The sequence below is a fragment of the Rhizobium sp. NZLR1b genome, from assembly GCF_019685155.1.
Lineage (GTDB): Bacteria > Pseudomonadota > Alphaproteobacteria > Rhizobiales > Rhizobiaceae > Rhizobium.
In genome coordinates this window covers 79,591-95,019 of record NZ_JABDWC010000019.1, presented here as the reverse complement: position 1 = coordinate 95,019, position 15,429 = coordinate 79,591, and the positions used below count along the sequence as shown (strand labels likewise).

General features: G+C 61.8%; 19 protein-coding genes. 14 read left to right on the top strand and 5 right to left on the bottom strand.

The features are described from left to right. The first annotated feature begins 3 nt into the window (after nt 1–3). Together HJB84_RS23945 and HJB84_RS23940 are read left to right on the top strand one after the other, a co-directional pair. Nucleotides 4–1,521: a DEAD/DEAH box helicase gene (locus HJB84_RS23945; RefSeq protein ID WP_207580611.1), complete on the top strand. Its 1,518-nt coding sequence runs from the start codon at nt 4–6 to the stop codon at nt 1,519–1,521. 7 nt (nt 1,522–1,528) lie between these two features. Then, nucleotides 1,529–1,978, top strand: a complete 450-nt coding sequence (locus HJB84_RS23940) for an NUDIX domain-containing protein (RefSeq protein WP_207580612.1) — start codon at nt 1,529–1,531, stop codon at nt 1,976–1,978. Here HJB84_RS23940 and HJB84_RS23935 read toward each other — a convergent pair. Both HJB84_RS23935 and HJB84_RS23930 read right to left on the bottom strand, forming a co-directional pair. Continuing rightward, complete coding sequence (locus tag HJB84_RS23935) at nt 1,948–2,268, bottom strand: TfoX/Sxy family protein (protein WP_164014291.1); 321 nt, start codon at nt 2,266–2,268, stop codon at nt 1,948–1,950. The two genes, HJB84_RS23940 and HJB84_RS23935, sit on opposite strands and share 31 nt — an antisense overlap. Nucleotides 2,269–2,292: 24 nt before the next feature. Further along, on the bottom strand, nt 2,293–2,787 hold the full coding sequence (locus HJB84_RS23930; RefSeq protein WP_207580613.1) for a flavin reductase: 495 nt from the start codon (nt 2,785–2,787) through the stop codon (nt 2,293–2,295). Between the two features lie 179 nt (nt 2,788–2,966). Here HJB84_RS23930 and HJB84_RS23925 point away from each other — a divergent pair, with 179 nt between their 5' ends. The 5 genes from HJB84_RS23925 to purB all read left to right on the top strand — a co-directional run bounded on the left by HJB84_RS23925 (nt 2,967) and on the right by purB (nt 7,447). Continuing rightward, the gene (locus HJB84_RS23925; RefSeq protein WP_221117099.1) at nt 2,967–4,049 is read left to right on the top strand and encodes an ABC transporter substrate-binding protein; all 1,083 of its coding nucleotides are present in this window, start codon (nt 2,967–2,969) and stop codon (nt 4,047–4,049) included. Between the two features lie 67 nt (nt 4,050–4,116). Next, complete coding sequence (rpe, locus tag HJB84_RS23920; protein ID WP_207580615.1) at nt 4,117–4,794, top strand: ribulose-phosphate 3-epimerase; 678 nt, start codon at nt 4,117–4,119, stop codon at nt 4,792–4,794. Then, a complete protein-coding gene (locus tag HJB84_RS23915) occupies nt 4,791–5,516 on the top strand; it encodes a DUF2259 domain-containing protein (protein WP_221117098.1) in 726 nt (241 codons plus the stop codon). The genes rpe and HJB84_RS23915 overlap by 4 nt, the downstream gene beginning before the upstream one ends. Before the next feature lie 64 nt (nt 5,517–5,580). Beyond that, a complete protein-coding gene (locus HJB84_RS23910; protein WP_221117097.1) occupies nt 5,581–6,066 on the top strand; it encodes a hypothetical protein in 486 nt (161 codons plus the stop codon). Between the two features lie 73 nt (nt 6,067–6,139). Beyond that, on the top strand, nt 6,140–7,447 hold the full coding sequence (purB, locus tag HJB84_RS23905) for an adenylosuccinate lyase (RefSeq protein WP_207580618.1): 1,308 nt from the start codon (nt 6,140–6,142) through the stop codon (nt 7,445–7,447). Between the two features lie 77 nt (nt 7,448–7,524). Here the strand turns inward: purB and HJB84_RS23900 are convergent, their stop codons facing one another. Together HJB84_RS23900 and HJB84_RS23895 are read right to left on the bottom strand one after the other, a co-directional pair. After that, on the bottom strand, nt 7,525–8,004 hold the full coding sequence (locus tag HJB84_RS23900) for a low affinity iron permease family protein (protein WP_221117096.1): 480 nt from the start codon (nt 8,002–8,004) through the stop codon (nt 7,525–7,527). 127 nt (nt 8,005–8,131) lie between these two features. Next, on the bottom strand, nt 8,132–8,935 hold the full coding sequence (locus HJB84_RS23895) for a DUF2189 domain-containing protein (protein WP_207580620.1): 804 nt from the start codon (nt 8,933–8,935) through the stop codon (nt 8,132–8,134). A gap of 177 nt (nt 8,936–9,112) precedes the next feature. Here HJB84_RS23895 and HJB84_RS23890 point away from each other — a divergent pair, with 177 nt between their 5' ends. The 7 genes from HJB84_RS23890 (at nt 9,113) to HJB84_RS23860 (ending at nt 15,112) form a co-directional block, all read left to right on the top strand. Next, nucleotides 9,113–9,667 carry an alpha/beta hydrolase gene (locus HJB84_RS23890; protein WP_207580621.1) on the top strand — a complete coding sequence of 185 codons (555 nt, stop codon included), beginning with the start codon at nt 9,113–9,115 and terminating at the stop codon, nt 9,665–9,667. Nucleotides 9,668–9,763: 96 nt separating this feature from the next. Beyond that, the gene (locus HJB84_RS23885) at nt 9,764–12,061 is read left to right on the top strand and encodes an EAL domain-containing protein (protein ID WP_221117117.1); all 2,298 of its coding nucleotides are present in this window, start codon (nt 9,764–9,766) and stop codon (nt 12,059–12,061) included. A gap of 272 nt (nt 12,062–12,333) precedes the next feature. Beyond that, the gene (purC, locus tag HJB84_RS23880; RefSeq protein ID WP_003540062.1) at nt 12,334–13,098 is read left to right on the top strand and encodes a phosphoribosylaminoimidazolesuccinocarboxamide synthase; all 765 of its coding nucleotides are present in this window, start codon (nt 12,334–12,336) and stop codon (nt 13,096–13,098) included. 15 nt (nt 13,099–13,113) lie between these two features. Then, nucleotides 13,114–13,356, top strand: a complete 243-nt coding sequence (gene purS, locus HJB84_RS23875) for a phosphoribosylformylglycinamidine synthase subunit PurS (RefSeq protein WP_221117095.1) — start codon at nt 13,114–13,116, stop codon at nt 13,354–13,356. A 44-nt stretch (nt 13,357–13,400) separates the two neighbouring features. Further along, a complete protein-coding gene (locus tag HJB84_RS23870) occupies nt 13,401–13,955 on the top strand; it encodes an RNA 2'-phosphotransferase (RefSeq protein ID WP_221117094.1) in 555 nt (184 codons plus the stop codon). Continuing rightward, nucleotides 13,952–14,623: a phosphoribosylformylglycinamidine synthase subunit PurQ gene (gene purQ, locus HJB84_RS23865; protein WP_207580625.1), complete on the top strand. Its 672-nt coding sequence runs from the start codon at nt 13,952–13,954 to the stop codon at nt 14,621–14,623. Before HJB84_RS23870 ends, purQ begins: the two co-directional genes overlap by 4 nt. A 90-nt stretch (nt 14,624–14,713) precedes the next feature. Continuing rightward, nucleotides 14,714–15,112, top strand: coding sequence for a hypothetical protein (locus HJB84_RS23860; protein ID WP_207580626.1), 399 nt, complete (start codon nt 14,714–14,716; stop codon nt 15,110–15,112). Nucleotides 15,113–15,138: 26 nt separating this feature from the next. Here the strand turns inward: HJB84_RS23860 and HJB84_RS23855 are convergent, their stop codons facing one another. Further along, nucleotides 15,139–15,396, bottom strand: a complete 258-nt coding sequence (locus HJB84_RS23855) for a DUF1127 domain-containing protein (protein WP_207580627.1) — start codon at nt 15,394–15,396, stop codon at nt 15,139–15,141. Nucleotides 15,397–15,429 lie beyond the last annotated feature (33 nt).

Here is a 15,429-nt window from a genome sequence, read left to right as displayed (position 1 = left end):
CCTTTGACGACATTCGCTGACCTTGGCTTGAGCCAAAAAGTGCTATCCGCTGTTACCGACGCGGGCTACACGATCCCCACGCCTATTCAGGCGGGAGCCATTCCCTTTGCGCTCGAGCGCCGCGATATTTGCGGCATCGCGCAGACGGGCACTGGCAAGACGGCATCCTTCGTTCTGCCGATGCTGTCGCTTCTGGAAAAGGGGCGCGCCCGCGCCCGCATGCCCCGTACGCTGATTCTCGAGCCGACGCGCGAACTCGCCGCCCAGGTCGCCGAGAATTTTGAAAAATACGGCAAGAACCACCGTCTCAACGTCGCCCTGCTGATCGGCGGCGTTTCCTTCGAGGACCAGGATCGCAAGCTCGAGCGCGGCGCCGACGTGCTGATTTGCACGCCAGGCCGCCTGCTCGACCATTTCGAGCGCGGCAAGCTTTTGATGAGCGGCGTCGAGATCCTCGTCATCGACGAGGCCGACCGCATGCTCGACATGGGCTTCATCCCCGATATCGAGCGCATCGCCAAGATGATCCCATTCACCCGCCAGACGCTGTTTTTCTCGGCAACCATGCCGTCGGAGATCCAGAAGCTTGCCGATCGCTTCCTGCAAAATCCCGAGCGCATCGAAGTGGCAAAGCCGGCGTCGGCCGCAGAGACCGTGACGCAGCGCTTCGTCGCCTCGCACGGTAAGGACTACGAGAAGCGCGCGGTTCTGCGCGAACTCGTTCGCGCCCAGACCGAACTCAAGAACGCCATCGTCTTCTGCAACCGCAAGAAGGATGTTGCCGATCTCTTCCGGTCGCTGGAGCGCCACGGCTTCTCCGTCGGTGCCCTACATGGGGATATGGATCAGCGCTCCCGCACGATGACGCTGCAGAGCTTCCGTGACGGCAATCTCCAGCTGCTGGTTGCCTCCGACGTCGCCGCCCGCGGCCTCGACATTCCCGATGTCAGCCACGTCTTCAATTTCGACGTGCCGATCCACTCCGAGGATTACGTCCACCGCATCGGCCGCACCGGCCGTGCCGGCCGCTCGGGTGCCTCCTTCACGCTCGTCACCAAGCGCGACACCAAATTCGTCGATGCGATCGAAAAGCTGATCGGCCAAAAGGTCGAGTGGCTGAGCGGCGATGTGAATTCCTTGCCGCCGGCAGAAGAAAGCGCCGAAAGCGAGCGCCCGCGGCGCAACAGCCGCGAGCGTGGCGCAAAGAGTGAACGGGGTGAGAGGGATCGTGGGCGCGGACGCGGCAATCGCAGCGCCTCGGTTCATAAATCTGATAACGACATCCAGGATAATGGCGTAGACGTGATCCAAGCAGCACCAGTAAAGGCCGACATCGTGAAGAACGAGCGCAAAGCAGAGCAGAAGCCGCAAAACAATGCGCGCAACAGCCGGCCTTATCCGGCAAACGATGACAGCCGCGACCGCCGCCGCCATCGCGACCACGACGACGGCCCGACCCCGGTCGGCTTCGGCGACGATATCCCGGCCTTCATGCTGATCGCCGGCAGCGCCAAGATCTGAACGTCCAATGGGTAAGCCCGGTCTCGATTTTCCGGGCTTCGGCGTCGGCCTGGTGATTCTGCGCGACGCCAAGGTACTCCTGTATAAACGCCTGCGTCCACCGGAAGCCGGCTATTGGAATATCGTCGGCGGCAAGGTCGACCACATGGAGCCGGCCGAGCAGGCTGCGCGCCGCGAGGCCGAGGAAGAAACCGGCCTCAAGATCGGTCGGATCGAGAAAATCGGCATGACCGAACAGATCATCGATACCGACCGCCAGCACTGGATTTCGCTTCTCTATCTCGCCTGCGACGTCGAAGGCGAGCCGCAACTGACGGAACCGGACAAGCTTTCGGATTTCGGCTGGTTTCCCCTGACTGATTTACCCTCGCCGTTGTCGGCCTTCACCAAGGCTGCGATCGCAGCGCTGCCCTCAGCCGAACGCGGTCAGCTATCGGCGCGCAGCGACGCCTCATAGGCAAGCCGCACCCATTTCGCCATCAGATCGGGATCGTCGTAAGCCTCGTCGGGGATCGACCAGTAGGGCATCTTCACCGGCTTGCCCTTCTTGCCCTCGTAGCTCCACTGCGTGGCGCCGGCGGCGGCAAATTCAGGGGCGCTCGTCTCGTCGGCCTTCAGCAACATCTCGTCCCGCACTTCGAGCGCGATGATGCGCCCGAGATGATAGATGCCCTTGCCGCCGAACATGCGCTTGACCGTGACGGGACCGAGCCCCTGAAACATTTCCTCGATGCCGGCAGTGTCCATTCTAATCCCTCGAGATCCTGAAAATCACAGCGCGTGATAATCCCGGTTCATATAGACGAGCGCCGCGTGCTTTTCGCTGAAGCGCACGGCCGCGACCTCGCCGAAGATGACATTGTGCGTCGGCATTTCCTTGATGTCGGTCACCCGGCAATCGAAGGCTGCGAGCGCATCGGCGAGCACAGGCGCGCCGGTGACCAGCGTCTCAAAACGAGCGCTGGCGAAACGCTCGCTATCGGCAAGCGACGTCCGTCCGGAAAAGGCGTCGGCAACGCCCTGATGATGAGCGCCGAGCGTGTTCAGCACGAAGACGCCGCTACGGAAAAAGATCTCGTTCTTCGGATTGGTGTTGTTGAGGCAGATCAGCACCGAGGCTGGATTGTCCGAGACCGAGCAGGCGGCGGTGATGGTGACGCCGCGGCGCAACTCGCCCATCGCCGTCGTCACGAGTTGCACATGGCCGGCATAACGGCTCATGGCGTCTCGATAAAGACCGGGGTCGATATGCTGCCTGTTCAACACCTGCTTCTCCCGTGCTTTTCTGCATGGATCGACTTGTTATCGCGCCAATATGGCGAGCATCAGTTACCTTTTCTACAATAGGACCGGTGAAAAGCACTGCTTCACGCTTGTTTTTCTTTGACGATCGCGGCCTTGCGGATAAAAGGGCATGGACGATGGCTTAGGGATCTCCGCCTTTCATGATCAACCTGCGTGGCATAGCAGCCTTTCTGGCGCTGCTGGGAGCGGCGGCGCAAGGCCATGCGGCCGGCGTGACGATCGGCGTCGTCGCCCCTCAAAACGGCCCGCTCGCTTTGCTCGGCGCCCAGATTGCCGCCGGCGCCGGTTTCGAGATCCAGCAGTCCGGCAATACCCTCGTCGCCATCAACGAGACCTGCGAGGACAATAGTGGCGCTGCGATTGCCGATGCGCTGGTTGCAGCCAAGGTGCAGGTCGCGGTCGGCTTTCTCTGTAGCGAGACGCTGGAAGGCGCGCTGCCGAAGCTGAAGGACGCCAACATTCCTGCGATGACCGTCTCGGCGCGCTCCCGCATCCTGATGGAGGATGCGCTGAAAAACGGCTGGCCGCTGTTTCGCCTGGCGCCCGCCGATGGCGCCGAAGCCGCAAAGATCAACGAAGTGATCCTGAAGGACTGGGCCGCAGATCCGATCGCACTGATCGAGGACGGCACCATCCATGGCCGCGAACTGACGGAAGCGGTGCGCAATGCGCTGGAGCAGAACGGCCTGAAGCCGGTCTTTACCGATACCTACCGGCCAGGACAGGAGCAGCAGATCGCTCTCGTGCGCCGCCTGAAACGGGCCGGTGCGAGCAGGGTTTTCATCGGCGGCGATCGCAACGATGTCGCCATCATCGCCCGCGACGCCAAGGCGGAAAACATCCCGCTGTCCATTCTCGGCGGCGATGCCACGCGCGCCGCCGACCAGCCGCTGCCGCTCAATGCCGGCGTACGCGCCGTCGCCCTGCCCGAATACGCCGCTCTGCCGGAAGGCACGGCTGCAGCCGACGCGCTGCGTACCAAAGGCATCGAGCCGGAAGGCTATGTCCTGCCGTCGCTGGCAGCGGCACTGATTGCCGGCCAGGCCGCGGAAGCCGCCGCTGCGGCCGGCAAGCCTTTCCAGGAGGCACTGATGGGCACGACATTCCAGACGCCGGTCGGCGCCATCGTCTTCACCGCCGCGCATGAACTTTCGCAAAACCCGTACCGCCTGCTCGAATGGCGGGGCAACGGCTTTTTTACACCGGCCGCGCCGCCGCAATGAGCAGCGGCGCACCAGCCTTGAATTCGGGCGCCACGGTCAAATGGCGGCCCATACGGAGTGAGATCTGATGACGCTGCCCATTCGCATTGCCCCCTCGATCCTCGCGGCGGATTTCGCCAGGCTCGGCGAGGAGGTGCGCAACGTCACGGCCGCCGGCGCCGACTGGATCCATCTCGACGTGATGGACGGGCATTTCGTGCCGAACATCTCCTTCGGCGCCGATGTCATCAAGTCGCTACGCTCTTATACCTCAGCCACCTTCGACTGCCATCTGATGATCTCGCCGGTCGACGACTATCTCGAAGCCTTCGCCAAGGCCGGCTGCGACCGGATTACCGTCCATGCCGAAGCCGGGCCGCATCTGCACCGCTCGCTGCAGACCATCCGCAATCTCGGCAAGAAGGTCGGGGTGACGATCAATCCGGCAACCCCGCTCAGCGCCATCGAAAACGTGCTCGACGATGTCGACCTCATCCTGATCATGTCGGTCAATCCCGGCTTTGGCGGGCAGAAGTTCATTCCGGCAATGGCTGCCAAGATCGCGGCGGCGAAGTCACTGATCGGTGATCGGCCGATCGAACTCGAGGTCGATGGCGGCGTCACGATGGAAACGGCGCCGGCGATCGCCCGCGCCGGCGGCAACGTCCTCGTCGCCGGCTCGGCAATTTTCAAGGGCGGTACGGTCGAGAACTATCGCCGGACCGTCGCCGATCTGCGTCAGGCAGCCGAAGGGGCACGAACATGACAAAGAGTCTGATCATCGGTGGCCTGTTTGCCGCCGCATTGGCCGGCCTGCCCGGCCTGTCCCTTGCCGGCGACATCGCCAATATCCAGCCGATCGGCTTTTCCGCCGACGGCAAGGTCTTCGGATTTCAGGAATTCGGCATCGAGGAGAGTGGCGGCGTCCCCTACTCCAACACCTATTTCGTCGATACCGACAGCGGCCAGTATCTCGAGGGCACGCCCTTCCACACCGAGATGACCGACAAGGACGCCAATCTTTCCAAGGCGCGGCGGCAGAACCTGACGGCGGCGCGCAGCCAGATGGACAAATACGATCTGCTCACCAATCCCGGCCTGATCGCCGCCTTCAATCCGCCGACCGAACTCGGTTCTCCCTCGAAGACCATCCGCTACACGACGCTTGCGACCGACGGCCCGCCGAAATCGCCCTATACGCTTTCGCTCGGTGAGATGCCGGTGCCGACGCCGAAGGATTGCGCGGCTGTCGACAAGCGGGTCCTCGGCTTCAGCCTGCAGATGATCGAGAAGCAAGGCGCTCCGAACCGCCAGGCGGCGCGGCAGGCGACCGCGGTTCCGGCCGATCGCGCCTGTTCGGTCGAATACCGGATCGGCGGCGCGATGGTCTATCAGCCGGAGGCCGGAAACCAGGTTCACATCGCCCTTATCCTGGCCTTCGACGCCGACAGGAACGGACGCTGGATCGCCGTTCCGGTTCATCCCTGAGCCCGGAGATCGCCCAAGGATGGATGGCTCGAGCCCGGATCGCCCCAGGACAGATCGCCCGAGGATGGATCGTCTAAGAGCTGCACGGCCGCCCTACCCCGATCTGATAGCCGGCGCATTGTTTTGGGGCACGCAGATGCTCGCCTCCGCCATGCTTGGCCTTTACCTGCGCAACGGCCTGCAGACGAGCCGGCTTGCCGAGGTCGCCGCGCTCTATTTCGCCGGCGGCCTGTTCGCCTGGCCCTTCGCCCTGCCGGTCGCCCGCTTCTTCGCCTATGGCAAGCAGCCGGAAGCGCGTTTTGCCGCCTTCTTCGTGACGCTGACGGCAGCGACGATCGCAATGACCGCCTTCCTCTTCGCCATGGAATACCGGCTCTTCTATTCGCGCTGGCACGCGCCCTTCGGCAGTTTCGTCTGGGCTTTTCAGTTCGTCTTCACCAGCGTCAGCGCCGTCTACCAGTTCCTGGTGATCGGTCTTCGCCTTTTCCTGCCGCTCGGCCTCGTCTGCCTTGTCGCCAGCAGCTATCATCTTGCCAAACGCATGCGTTGAGATTGCCGCCCGTCTTTGCTACACGAGCGCTAACCTCGATGAAGCAAACCTCTTGAAGTGAAGGCAGCCGCCCATGATCCCGCGTTATTCCCGCCCCGAAATGGTCGCCATCTGGTCTCCCGAAACCAAGTTCCGCATCTGGTTCGAGATCGAAGCGCATGCCTGCGACGCGCTGGCCGAACTCGGCGTCATCCCCCAATCGGCGGCAAAAACGATCTGGGAAAAAGGCGGTGCGGCAACCTTCGATGTCGACCGCATCGACGAGATCGAGGCCGTCACCAAGCATGACGTTATCGCCTTCCTGACCCATCTTGCCGAGATCGTCGGCCCGGATGCACGCTTCGTCCACCAGGGCATGACCTCATCCGACGTGCTCGACACCTGCTTCAACGTCCAGTTGGTGCGCGCCACCGATATCCTCATCGCCGACATCGACCGGCTGCTCGAGGCGCTCAAAACCCGCGCCTTCGAACACAAGGACACCGTCACCATCGGCCGGTCGCACGGCATTCACGCCGAGCCCACCACCTTCGGCGTCAAGCTGGCGCTCGCCTATGCCGAATTCGAGCGCTGCCGCCAGCGCCTCGTCGCCGCCCGCGAGGAAGTCGCGACCTGCGCCATCTCGGGCGCCGTCGGCACCTTCGCCAATATCGATCCGCGCGTCGAGGAACATGTCGCCGAGGCGCTTGGCCTGAAGGCGGAGCCGGTCTCGACCCAGGTCATCCCTCGCGACCGCCACGCCATGTATTTCGCCACCCTCGGCGTCGTTGCCTCCTCGATCGAGCGCCTGGCGACCGAAATCCGCCACCTGCAGCGCACCGAAGTGCTGGAAGTGGAAGAATATTTCTCGCCCGGCCAGAAGGGCTCCTCGGCCATGCCGCACAAGCGCAATCCGGTGCTGACCGAAAACCTCACCGGCCTCGCCCGCATGGTCCGCTCCTACGCCATGCCGGCCATGGAAAACGTCGCCCTCTGGCACGAGCGCGATATATCCCACTCCTCGGTCGAACGCATGATCGGCCCGGATGCGACCGTCACTCTCGACTTCGCCCTCTCGCGTCTCGCCGGCGTCATCGAAAAGCTGCTGGTCTACCCCGAGAACATGGAGAAGAACCTCAACAAATTCCGCGGCCTCGTCCACTCCCAACGCGTCCTCCTGGCTCTGACCCAAGCCGGCGCCTCCCGCGAGGACGCCTACCGCCTGGTGCAGCGCAACGCCATGAAGGTCTGGGAACAGGGCAAGGATTTTTTGGAGGAGCTGCTCGCCGATGGTGAGGTGCGCGCTGCTCTCTCAGAAGAAGATATCCGGGAGAAGTTCGATCTCGGCTACCATACCAAACATGTGGACACGATCTTTCGCCGTGTGTTTGGGAACGCATGAGCGACTAACCGCAATGATACGGCGGCGCCCTTGCAGGCGCCGTCCTAGGGCGTCTGAAACACGTGCGATTGTGGTGATTAATTTTTCTCAAGCGGCCGTTGTTTCTGCTTCGCCGGCTTGGCTGAGGCTCGTCGCTTACGCAGCACCTCCTTTTTCGGCACCACCACATTGGCGGCCTCCGATATCCGGCAAGCCTCCGTCTCGCCCCTGCCCTTGGCAGCCTTGGCGACAAGTCGGTCGAGATGCTTCAACTCATCCTCGTCGAGATTTTCGATGCCGATGAAGCGGTTCTCGGCATGGCTCGTCAGGATGATTTCGTTGAGTTTGGCCTGGATCGCCCTTGTGTCGCGCGTCTGAGCGTTCTGCAACACGAAAACCATCAGGAAGGTGATGATCGTCGTGCCGGTGTTGATGACCAGCTGCCAAGTTTCCGAATAATCGAAGAAGGGGCCGAGTAACGCCCAGATCACGACGGCGATGAGCGCCAGAATGAAGATGACGGGTTTGCCCGCCCATTCCGATATCTTGGTTGCGAAGCGGGCGAACAGATGCTGCATCGTCACCTCCGAAATCCTCCCACAAGCCGGTCACACACAACGCGGCGAGAGGTCTCGAGGTTCCGGGAACGGGCGAAGCTTTGAATTCCGGGGATCACGATAATTCGAGATCCCCGGAAACCTTCGATTACACGCCTTCGCGCGCAATCAGCTTGCGATAAAGATGCCAGGTCGCATGGCCAAGAATCGGAATAACCAGCGCCAGTCCGGCAAAGACCGGGATCGTGCCGATCACGAGCAGTGCCGCAACGATCAGGCCCCAGAGCAGCACTGGCACCGGATTGGCAATCGTCGCCCGGATCGAGGCGAGGACGGCGGCCACCGCTCCGACATCGCGGTCGAGCAACAGCGGAAAGGTAATCACGGATATCGACAGCACGACGAGCGCAAAGACGAAGCCGATCAGATTGCCCCAGATGATCAGCTGCATGCCCTCGGCCGTGCCGAAGACCTGGCGGAAGAAATCCGCCATGCTGCGCGGAAACACTTCACCGAGCAGGTTGCTGTAGAGCGTCTGCGCCGTCACCAGCCAGACGACGAAAAGCGCACAAAGCATCAGCCCGACTGCGACGATCGACGGCAGCGCCGGCGAATGGCGTACGTCGAGCGCATGCGTCCATGACGTGTCGAGGCCGGCCTCGCGCCGGCGGCTGATCTCGTAAAGGCCGATCGCTGCGATCGGGCCGATCAGCACGAAACCTGCCATCAGCGGAAAGACCATCGGCAAAAGATTGGCGCCCGATGACCAGAGCGTCAGGAAGACGCCGGCAATCGGGTACATCAGGCACAGGAACACATAATGCGACGGTTTCTCCATGAAATCGTCGTACCCGCGCTTCAGCGCGTCGAAGACGTCGGCGATACTGATGCGATTGACAACGGGCCGCGCTAAGCTTTCGCCTGCACCCGTCATGACATGAAATGCCGCCATGGCTTTCTCCTCCTCAGCCGAGACCTGGTCGGCGGCGGACACGCAATCGGCGGGCAAGCCGACACGAAATCCGCAACCGGCACTGGAGCAATATAGCAAACCAAAACGCCCGTGTCGCTCTCTCCCTTCACGTCCCCTCTTGACATCTTGGCCGAGCTTTCTCACATCGGCGGCACTATGAAAGCCTCAGACGCAGATATCCTCATCATTCCCGGCTACACCAACTCAGGGCCGAGCCACTGGCAGAGCCGCTGGGAGGCAAAGCTCAGCACGGCGCGGCGCGTCGAACAGGCCGAATGGACAAAGCCCGTCCGCGAGGACTGGATCGCCCGTATCGCCGAGGAAGTGAACGCCTCGACCCGTCCGGTCATCCTCGTTGCCCATTCGCTCGGCGTGGCCTCGGCGATCCACGCCATCCCGCATTTCCGCAAGCCGGTGGCGGGCGCCTTCCTCGTCGCCCCACCCGATGTCGCCAATCCCGACATCCGCCCGAAGCACCTGATGACCTTCGGCCCCTACCCGCGTGATCCGCTGCCCTTCCCGTCGATCACGGTGGCGAGCCGCAACGATCCGTTCGGCAGCTACGAACATGCCGACGATATCGCCGGCAGCTGGGGCTCCTTCATCGTCGATGCCGGCGAGGCAGGCCATATCAATGCCGATTCCGGTCACGGCCCCTGGCCCGAGGGCACGATGGTCTTCGCCCAGTTCCTAAGCAAGCTCTCCGCCTGATTGAGAAAAACAGGCTGCCCCGCTAGTTGCGCAAGTGCTTTCTAAGTCTTTCTTAATGGAATGACAGCAGACTGCACCGAGGTGAATTAAGCGAGACTGCCTGTGAAGAAAGCCCATCCAGAGGCCGATGATCCGCATAACGAGGCCTTAGCGGCCGAGGCAGGCGTCGGCAACGGGGCAGACGATGATTCCGACCTAGCGGAGCGGGAGAGCCGGTGGAACCATGCGCTCGTCGGCTCCGGCCTTGGCGTATGGGATCACAACTACCGTCTTGATCGCAAATATTACTCGCAGACGTGGAAGACCATGCGCGGCATGGCGCCCGACGAGGAAGCCGCTGGCGATTACGACACCTGGCTGCAGCTCGTCCATCCCGATGACCGCGATTTCGTCATCCACGCCATCGACCGGCAAAACGCCGGCGACCCGGATTACCAGGTCTTCGAATATCGCGAGCGCCACAGGGACGGTCACTGGATGTGGATCGACTGCCGCGGCGCCTGCGTCGAATGGAACGAGAGCGGCGTACCGTCGCGGATCGTCGGCACCGATACCGATATCACCGCCCGCAAGGAGGCCGAGGAGACGCTGTCGCGTTTGTCGCGCCGGCTCGATCTGGCGCTGGAGATTTCCCGCATCGGCGTCTTCGAGGCGGATATCGAGAATGAGACCGTCGAATGGGATGAGCGTCTCATCGCCATATACGGGCTGCAGGGCGCCCCACGCCAAATCGCCAGCGACGCCTGGGCGAAAAGCCTGCATCCCGATGACCGCGAGCGCGTGCTGGGCTTGTCCGACCGCAGCGTCGAAAGCGGAAGTGACTTCCAGCAGGAATACCGCATCATTCGCGGCGACGGCGCCGAACGCGTTATCCGCGCCCGCTCGGCCTTCTTCGTCGACGGCAACGGCCACCGCAAGCTGATCGGCGCCAATTGGGACGTCACCGGGGAGGTCGCGCTCCGAAACGAGCTGCAGCGCGCCAAGGATCTGGCCGAGGCCCGCAACCGCGAACTCGAAGCCGCCAAGGAGAGCATCGAGCACCTGGCGCTGCACGATTATCTCACCAGCCTGCCGAACCGCCGTTATCTCGACAAGATGCTGGACGAACGCTCCGCCGAATGCCGGGCCAAGGGCCTGGCGCTGGCGATCCTGCATATCGATCTCGACCGCTTCAAGCAGATCAACGACACGCTCGGCCACCGGGCCGGCGACGCCATGCTGCGGCATGCCGCAACCGTACTCAGAAATTCCGTCCGTGCCGCCGATTTCGTCGCCCGCATCGGCGGCGACGAATTCGTCATCCTCTGCATCGTCGATCCCGCATCGAAGAAGATCGGCGGCCTTGCCGAACGCGTCATCCGCGAATTGCGCAAACCCGTCCGATATGAGGGGCACGACTGCCGCTTCGGCGCCAGCATCGGCATCGCCATCGACAGCGGACCGACACTCGACGCCAAGCAGATGCTGCTCGATGCCGATATCGCGCTCTATCGTGCCAAGGGCCTGGGCCGCAATCGCTTCGAATTTTTCTCGGCTGCTGCCCGCCGCGACATCATCTCCGCCAAGCACCTCGCCGACGAGATCCTGATCGGCCTCGAGCGCAATGAATTCGTGCCCTTCTATCAGCTGCAGTTCGATGCCCGCACGCTGGATGTCGCAGGCGTCGAAACACTTGCCCGCTGGCAGCATCCGGTGCATGGGCTGCTGACGCCCGACCGCTTCCTCGATATCGCCGAAGACCTCGACGTCGTCTCGACCATCGACGCCCTGATCCTGGAGCGCGCCATGGCCGATCGCCGCGTCTGGATCAAGGACGGGCTGTCGGTTCCGAAAATATCGGTCAACGTTTCGGCCAGACGGCTCGCCGATCCCGATCTCGGTAAGAAACTCCGCGCCCTGAAAATCCAGCCCGGCACGTTCGCCTTCGAATTGCTGGAATCGATCTCGCTCGACGATTGCGACGAGGCGGTGGCCGCCAACCTGAAAAAGCTGCGCAAGCTCGGCATCGACATCCAGATCGATGATTTCGGCACCGGCCATGCCTCGATCGTCAGCCTGCTGCGCTTGAGCCCGAAGACATTGAAGATCGACCGCGAGCTGATCCGCATGCTGCCGCAATCGGCCGAGCAGCGCAAACTCGTCGGCTCGATCATCGACATCGGTCGCTCGCTGAACATCCTCGTCATCGCCGAGGGTGTCGAGACGGCCGATCATATCCGCATTCTCGAAGAACTCGACTGCGACACGCTGCAGGGTTATGCGCTTGCCCGGCCAATGCCGGCCATGCAGATCCCTTCCTTCATCCGTGCCGGAAGCTGGCGTCACGGGCAAATCGCCGCGCGCGCCCTGCAGACGCAGCTTCGTCACGCGCTGCCGAGCAGAGCCGCCAAATAAAGACCTGCATAAACCTCCCGCCATTTCGCCGTCATTTCACCGTATGGGAAAAGGCGGTAGACTCGTCTTGCGAATTCATTCGATTCTCTTGGCGGTATTTCGTAAAATCCGGAAGCCGGAACCACGAAATCCGGAAACCGGGGCCAGAAATCCCGAAACCGGCGAAGGAGGGACAGGCGGATTGTGAAACACACTCTTTTCCTTTAAGGGGACGCCACGAGATCGATCCACTCGCGCTATCCCAAGAGCGCCAACAATAGAGAATGACCACGATGAACCGTCGCCGCCGTATCTACGAGGGCAAGGCAAAGATCTTGTATGAGGGCCCGGAACCGGGCACTTTGATCCAGTTCTTCAAGGACGATGCCACCGCCTTCAACAAGAAGAAACACGAAGTCATCGATGGCAAGGGCGTCCTCAATAACCGCATCTGCGAATATATCTTCAGCCATCTGAACAAGATCGGCATCCCTACTCATTTCATCCGCCGGCTCAACATGCGCGAGCAGCTGATCAAGGAAGTAGAGATGATCCCGCTGGAGATCGTCGTGCGCAACGTCGCCGCCGGTTCGCTCGCCAAGCGCCTCGGGATCGATGAAGGCGTGGTACTGCCGCGCTCGATCATCGAATTCTATTACAAATCAGACGCGCTTGACGATCCGATGGTCTCCGAAGAGCACATCACCGCCTTCGGCTGGGCCAATCCGGCCGAGCTCGACGACATCATGGCGTTGGCCATCCGCGTCAACGACTTCATGACCGGCCTCTTCCTCGGCGTCGGCATCCAGCTCGTCGACTTCAAGATCGAATGCGGCCGCCTCTTCGAAGGCGATATGATGCGCATCATCCTTGCCGACGAAATCTCGCCGGACAGCTGCCGGCTCTGGGATATCGAGACCCACGAGAAGATGGACAAGGATCGTTTCCGCCGCGATCTCGGCGGGCTGCTCGAAGCCTATTCCGAAGTTGCCCGCCGTCTCGGCATCATCAATGAAAATGAGCCTGTGCGCGGCACCGGCCCGGTTCTGGTCAAGTAAAGCAGGGAAGACAAAGTGATCAAGGCTCGTGTCACCGTCACGCTGAAAAACGGCGTTCTCGATCCGCAGGGCAAGGCTATCGAAGGCGCGCTTGGTGCCCTCGGCTTCTTGGGCGTCGGCCATGTAAGACAGGGCAAGGTCTTCGACCTGGAGCTGGAAAGCGCCGACAAGGCCAAGGCAGAGGCCGACCTCAAGGCCATGTGCGAAAAACTGCTCGCCAACACGGTAATCGAGAACTACGCGATCGCGATCGACTGACGATCAGAGACCCGTGGTCCGGCGGACTTTGAGGATTTGGCGTCATGACGAAGACAAAGCTGGAGACGGAAGTCTCGAAATTTATGAGCTATGTTTTGCGCCATGCGCCTGATGCCGCGGGTTTGACGCTCGATGCCGAAGGCTGGGTATCGTTCGATGCGCTCGAAAAAGCGGTGGCATCGAAATACGATGTTTCCCGCGCCGATATTGTCGAGATCGTCGAAAACAATCCGAAGAAGCGCTTCACTCTCGCCGACAACAAAATTCGCGCCAATCAGGGTCATAGCGTCGAGGTCGATCTCGCCTTGAACCCGGTGGAACCGCCCGCAGCACTTTATCACGGCACGTCTCTGACGAACTGGCAGGCGATCGAGCGCGAAGGCTTGAAGAAGATGCAGCGGCACCACGTTCATCTGTCGGCGGATGTCGAAACCGCGAAAATCGTCGCAATGCGCCGCAAGGGTGAGTATGTCATCCTGCGTGTGGACGCGGCCCGCATGTTTTCAGAAGGCCATTCTTTCTTTGTCTCCGACAATGGGGTATGGCTCGCCGAAAGCGTTCCAGTTCAATATCTTTCGCCAGACGCGGGGACCCCATGAAATCAGCCGTCGTTCAACTTCCGGGCCTCAACCGCGACCGCGATATGATCGCCGCCTTGACCAAGATTTCCGGGAAGCCCCCGGTGACGATCTGGCAGACGGAGACTGAGATCCCCGATGTCGACCTGATCGTTATCCCCGGCGGCTTCTCCTATGGCGATTACCTGCGCTGCGGCGCTATCGCGGCCCGCATGCCGGTCATGCAGGCAATCATCGACAAGGCGGCAAAGGGCGTGAAGGTGCTCGGCGTCTGCAACGGCTTCCAGATCCTCGTCGAGGCCGGCCTGCTGCCTGGCGCGCTGATGCGCAATGCCTCGCTGAAATTCGTCTGCCGCGAGATCAAACTCGAAGTCGTCAATGCCGAGACGGATTTCACCCGTGCTTACGCGCAAGGCCAGGTCATCCGCTGCCCGGTCGCTCATCACGACGGTAATTACTTCGCCGACGAAGCAACGCTGGCTCAGATCGAAGGCAATGGTCAGGTGGTCTTCCGTTATGCCGAGGGCACCAATCCGAATGGCTCGATCAGCGACATCGCCGCGGTCATGAACGAAAAGGGCAACGTTCTCGGCATGATGCCGCATCCCGAGAACCTGATCGAAGCCGCCCATGGCGGTTCGGACGGCCGCGGCCTCTTCGCCTCGGCGCTCGACGTCATCGCCGCCTGATCTACAGCGCCGCGCCTCTTTTCAGATACGCGAACATCGCTGTGGCACTTTGAATTCATAATCCTTTTATCCGGATCCGGAGCAAGATCGATGCGCCCTCGCCATTCTGTCGCTAACGCTGCCCTGCTCGCCACTCTCGCAGCCATGGTCGCAGCCTGCCAGACGCCGGCGCCGACGACGGGTCCGAACCGCGCCGCGCTGCCGACGATGGAACGCGTTGCGCTCGCCGCCAATGCCTGCTGGTTCAAGTCGGGCGATCCGGCTTTTGCTGCGTACAAGCTTGCGCCGGAACTTAATTCCTTCTCCGGCCGCCCGCGCATTCTGGTCGTCCACAAGGGCAGCCCGGAAAGCCGGCCGCTGCTCGTCGTTCAGGCCGAGGGAAGCCCGTCGCGCCTCCAGGCCTTCGGTCCGATGATGTCGGAGCCGGTCGCCGGCCGTATCGCCGCCGACGTCAATCGCTGGTCCGGTGGCAATAAGGCCTGCAGCTGACCGCTGCGATCAGCGCCCAGGCTCGATCAATCCCAGAAGAACGACTTGCCGACTTCGCGCGCGGCATCGGACTGCGACACGCCGATATCCTTGAGTTCGCTCGCCGTCAGATTTCTCAGTGCCCGGCGGCCTTCCCGCTTCTGATTCCAAAAAAGAATCGCCGCCCAGATCCGCCCCAAACGTGTCGTCGCCTCGGCAGGCGCGTCGGGCAGGACGATCTGTCTCCTATCGTCGTAAGAGACAATCGGTACAATCGGCATTTTGATCTCAAGCAAGGCAGACATTCCAGAAATCCTCTCGGTTGTCCGTTGGAATTG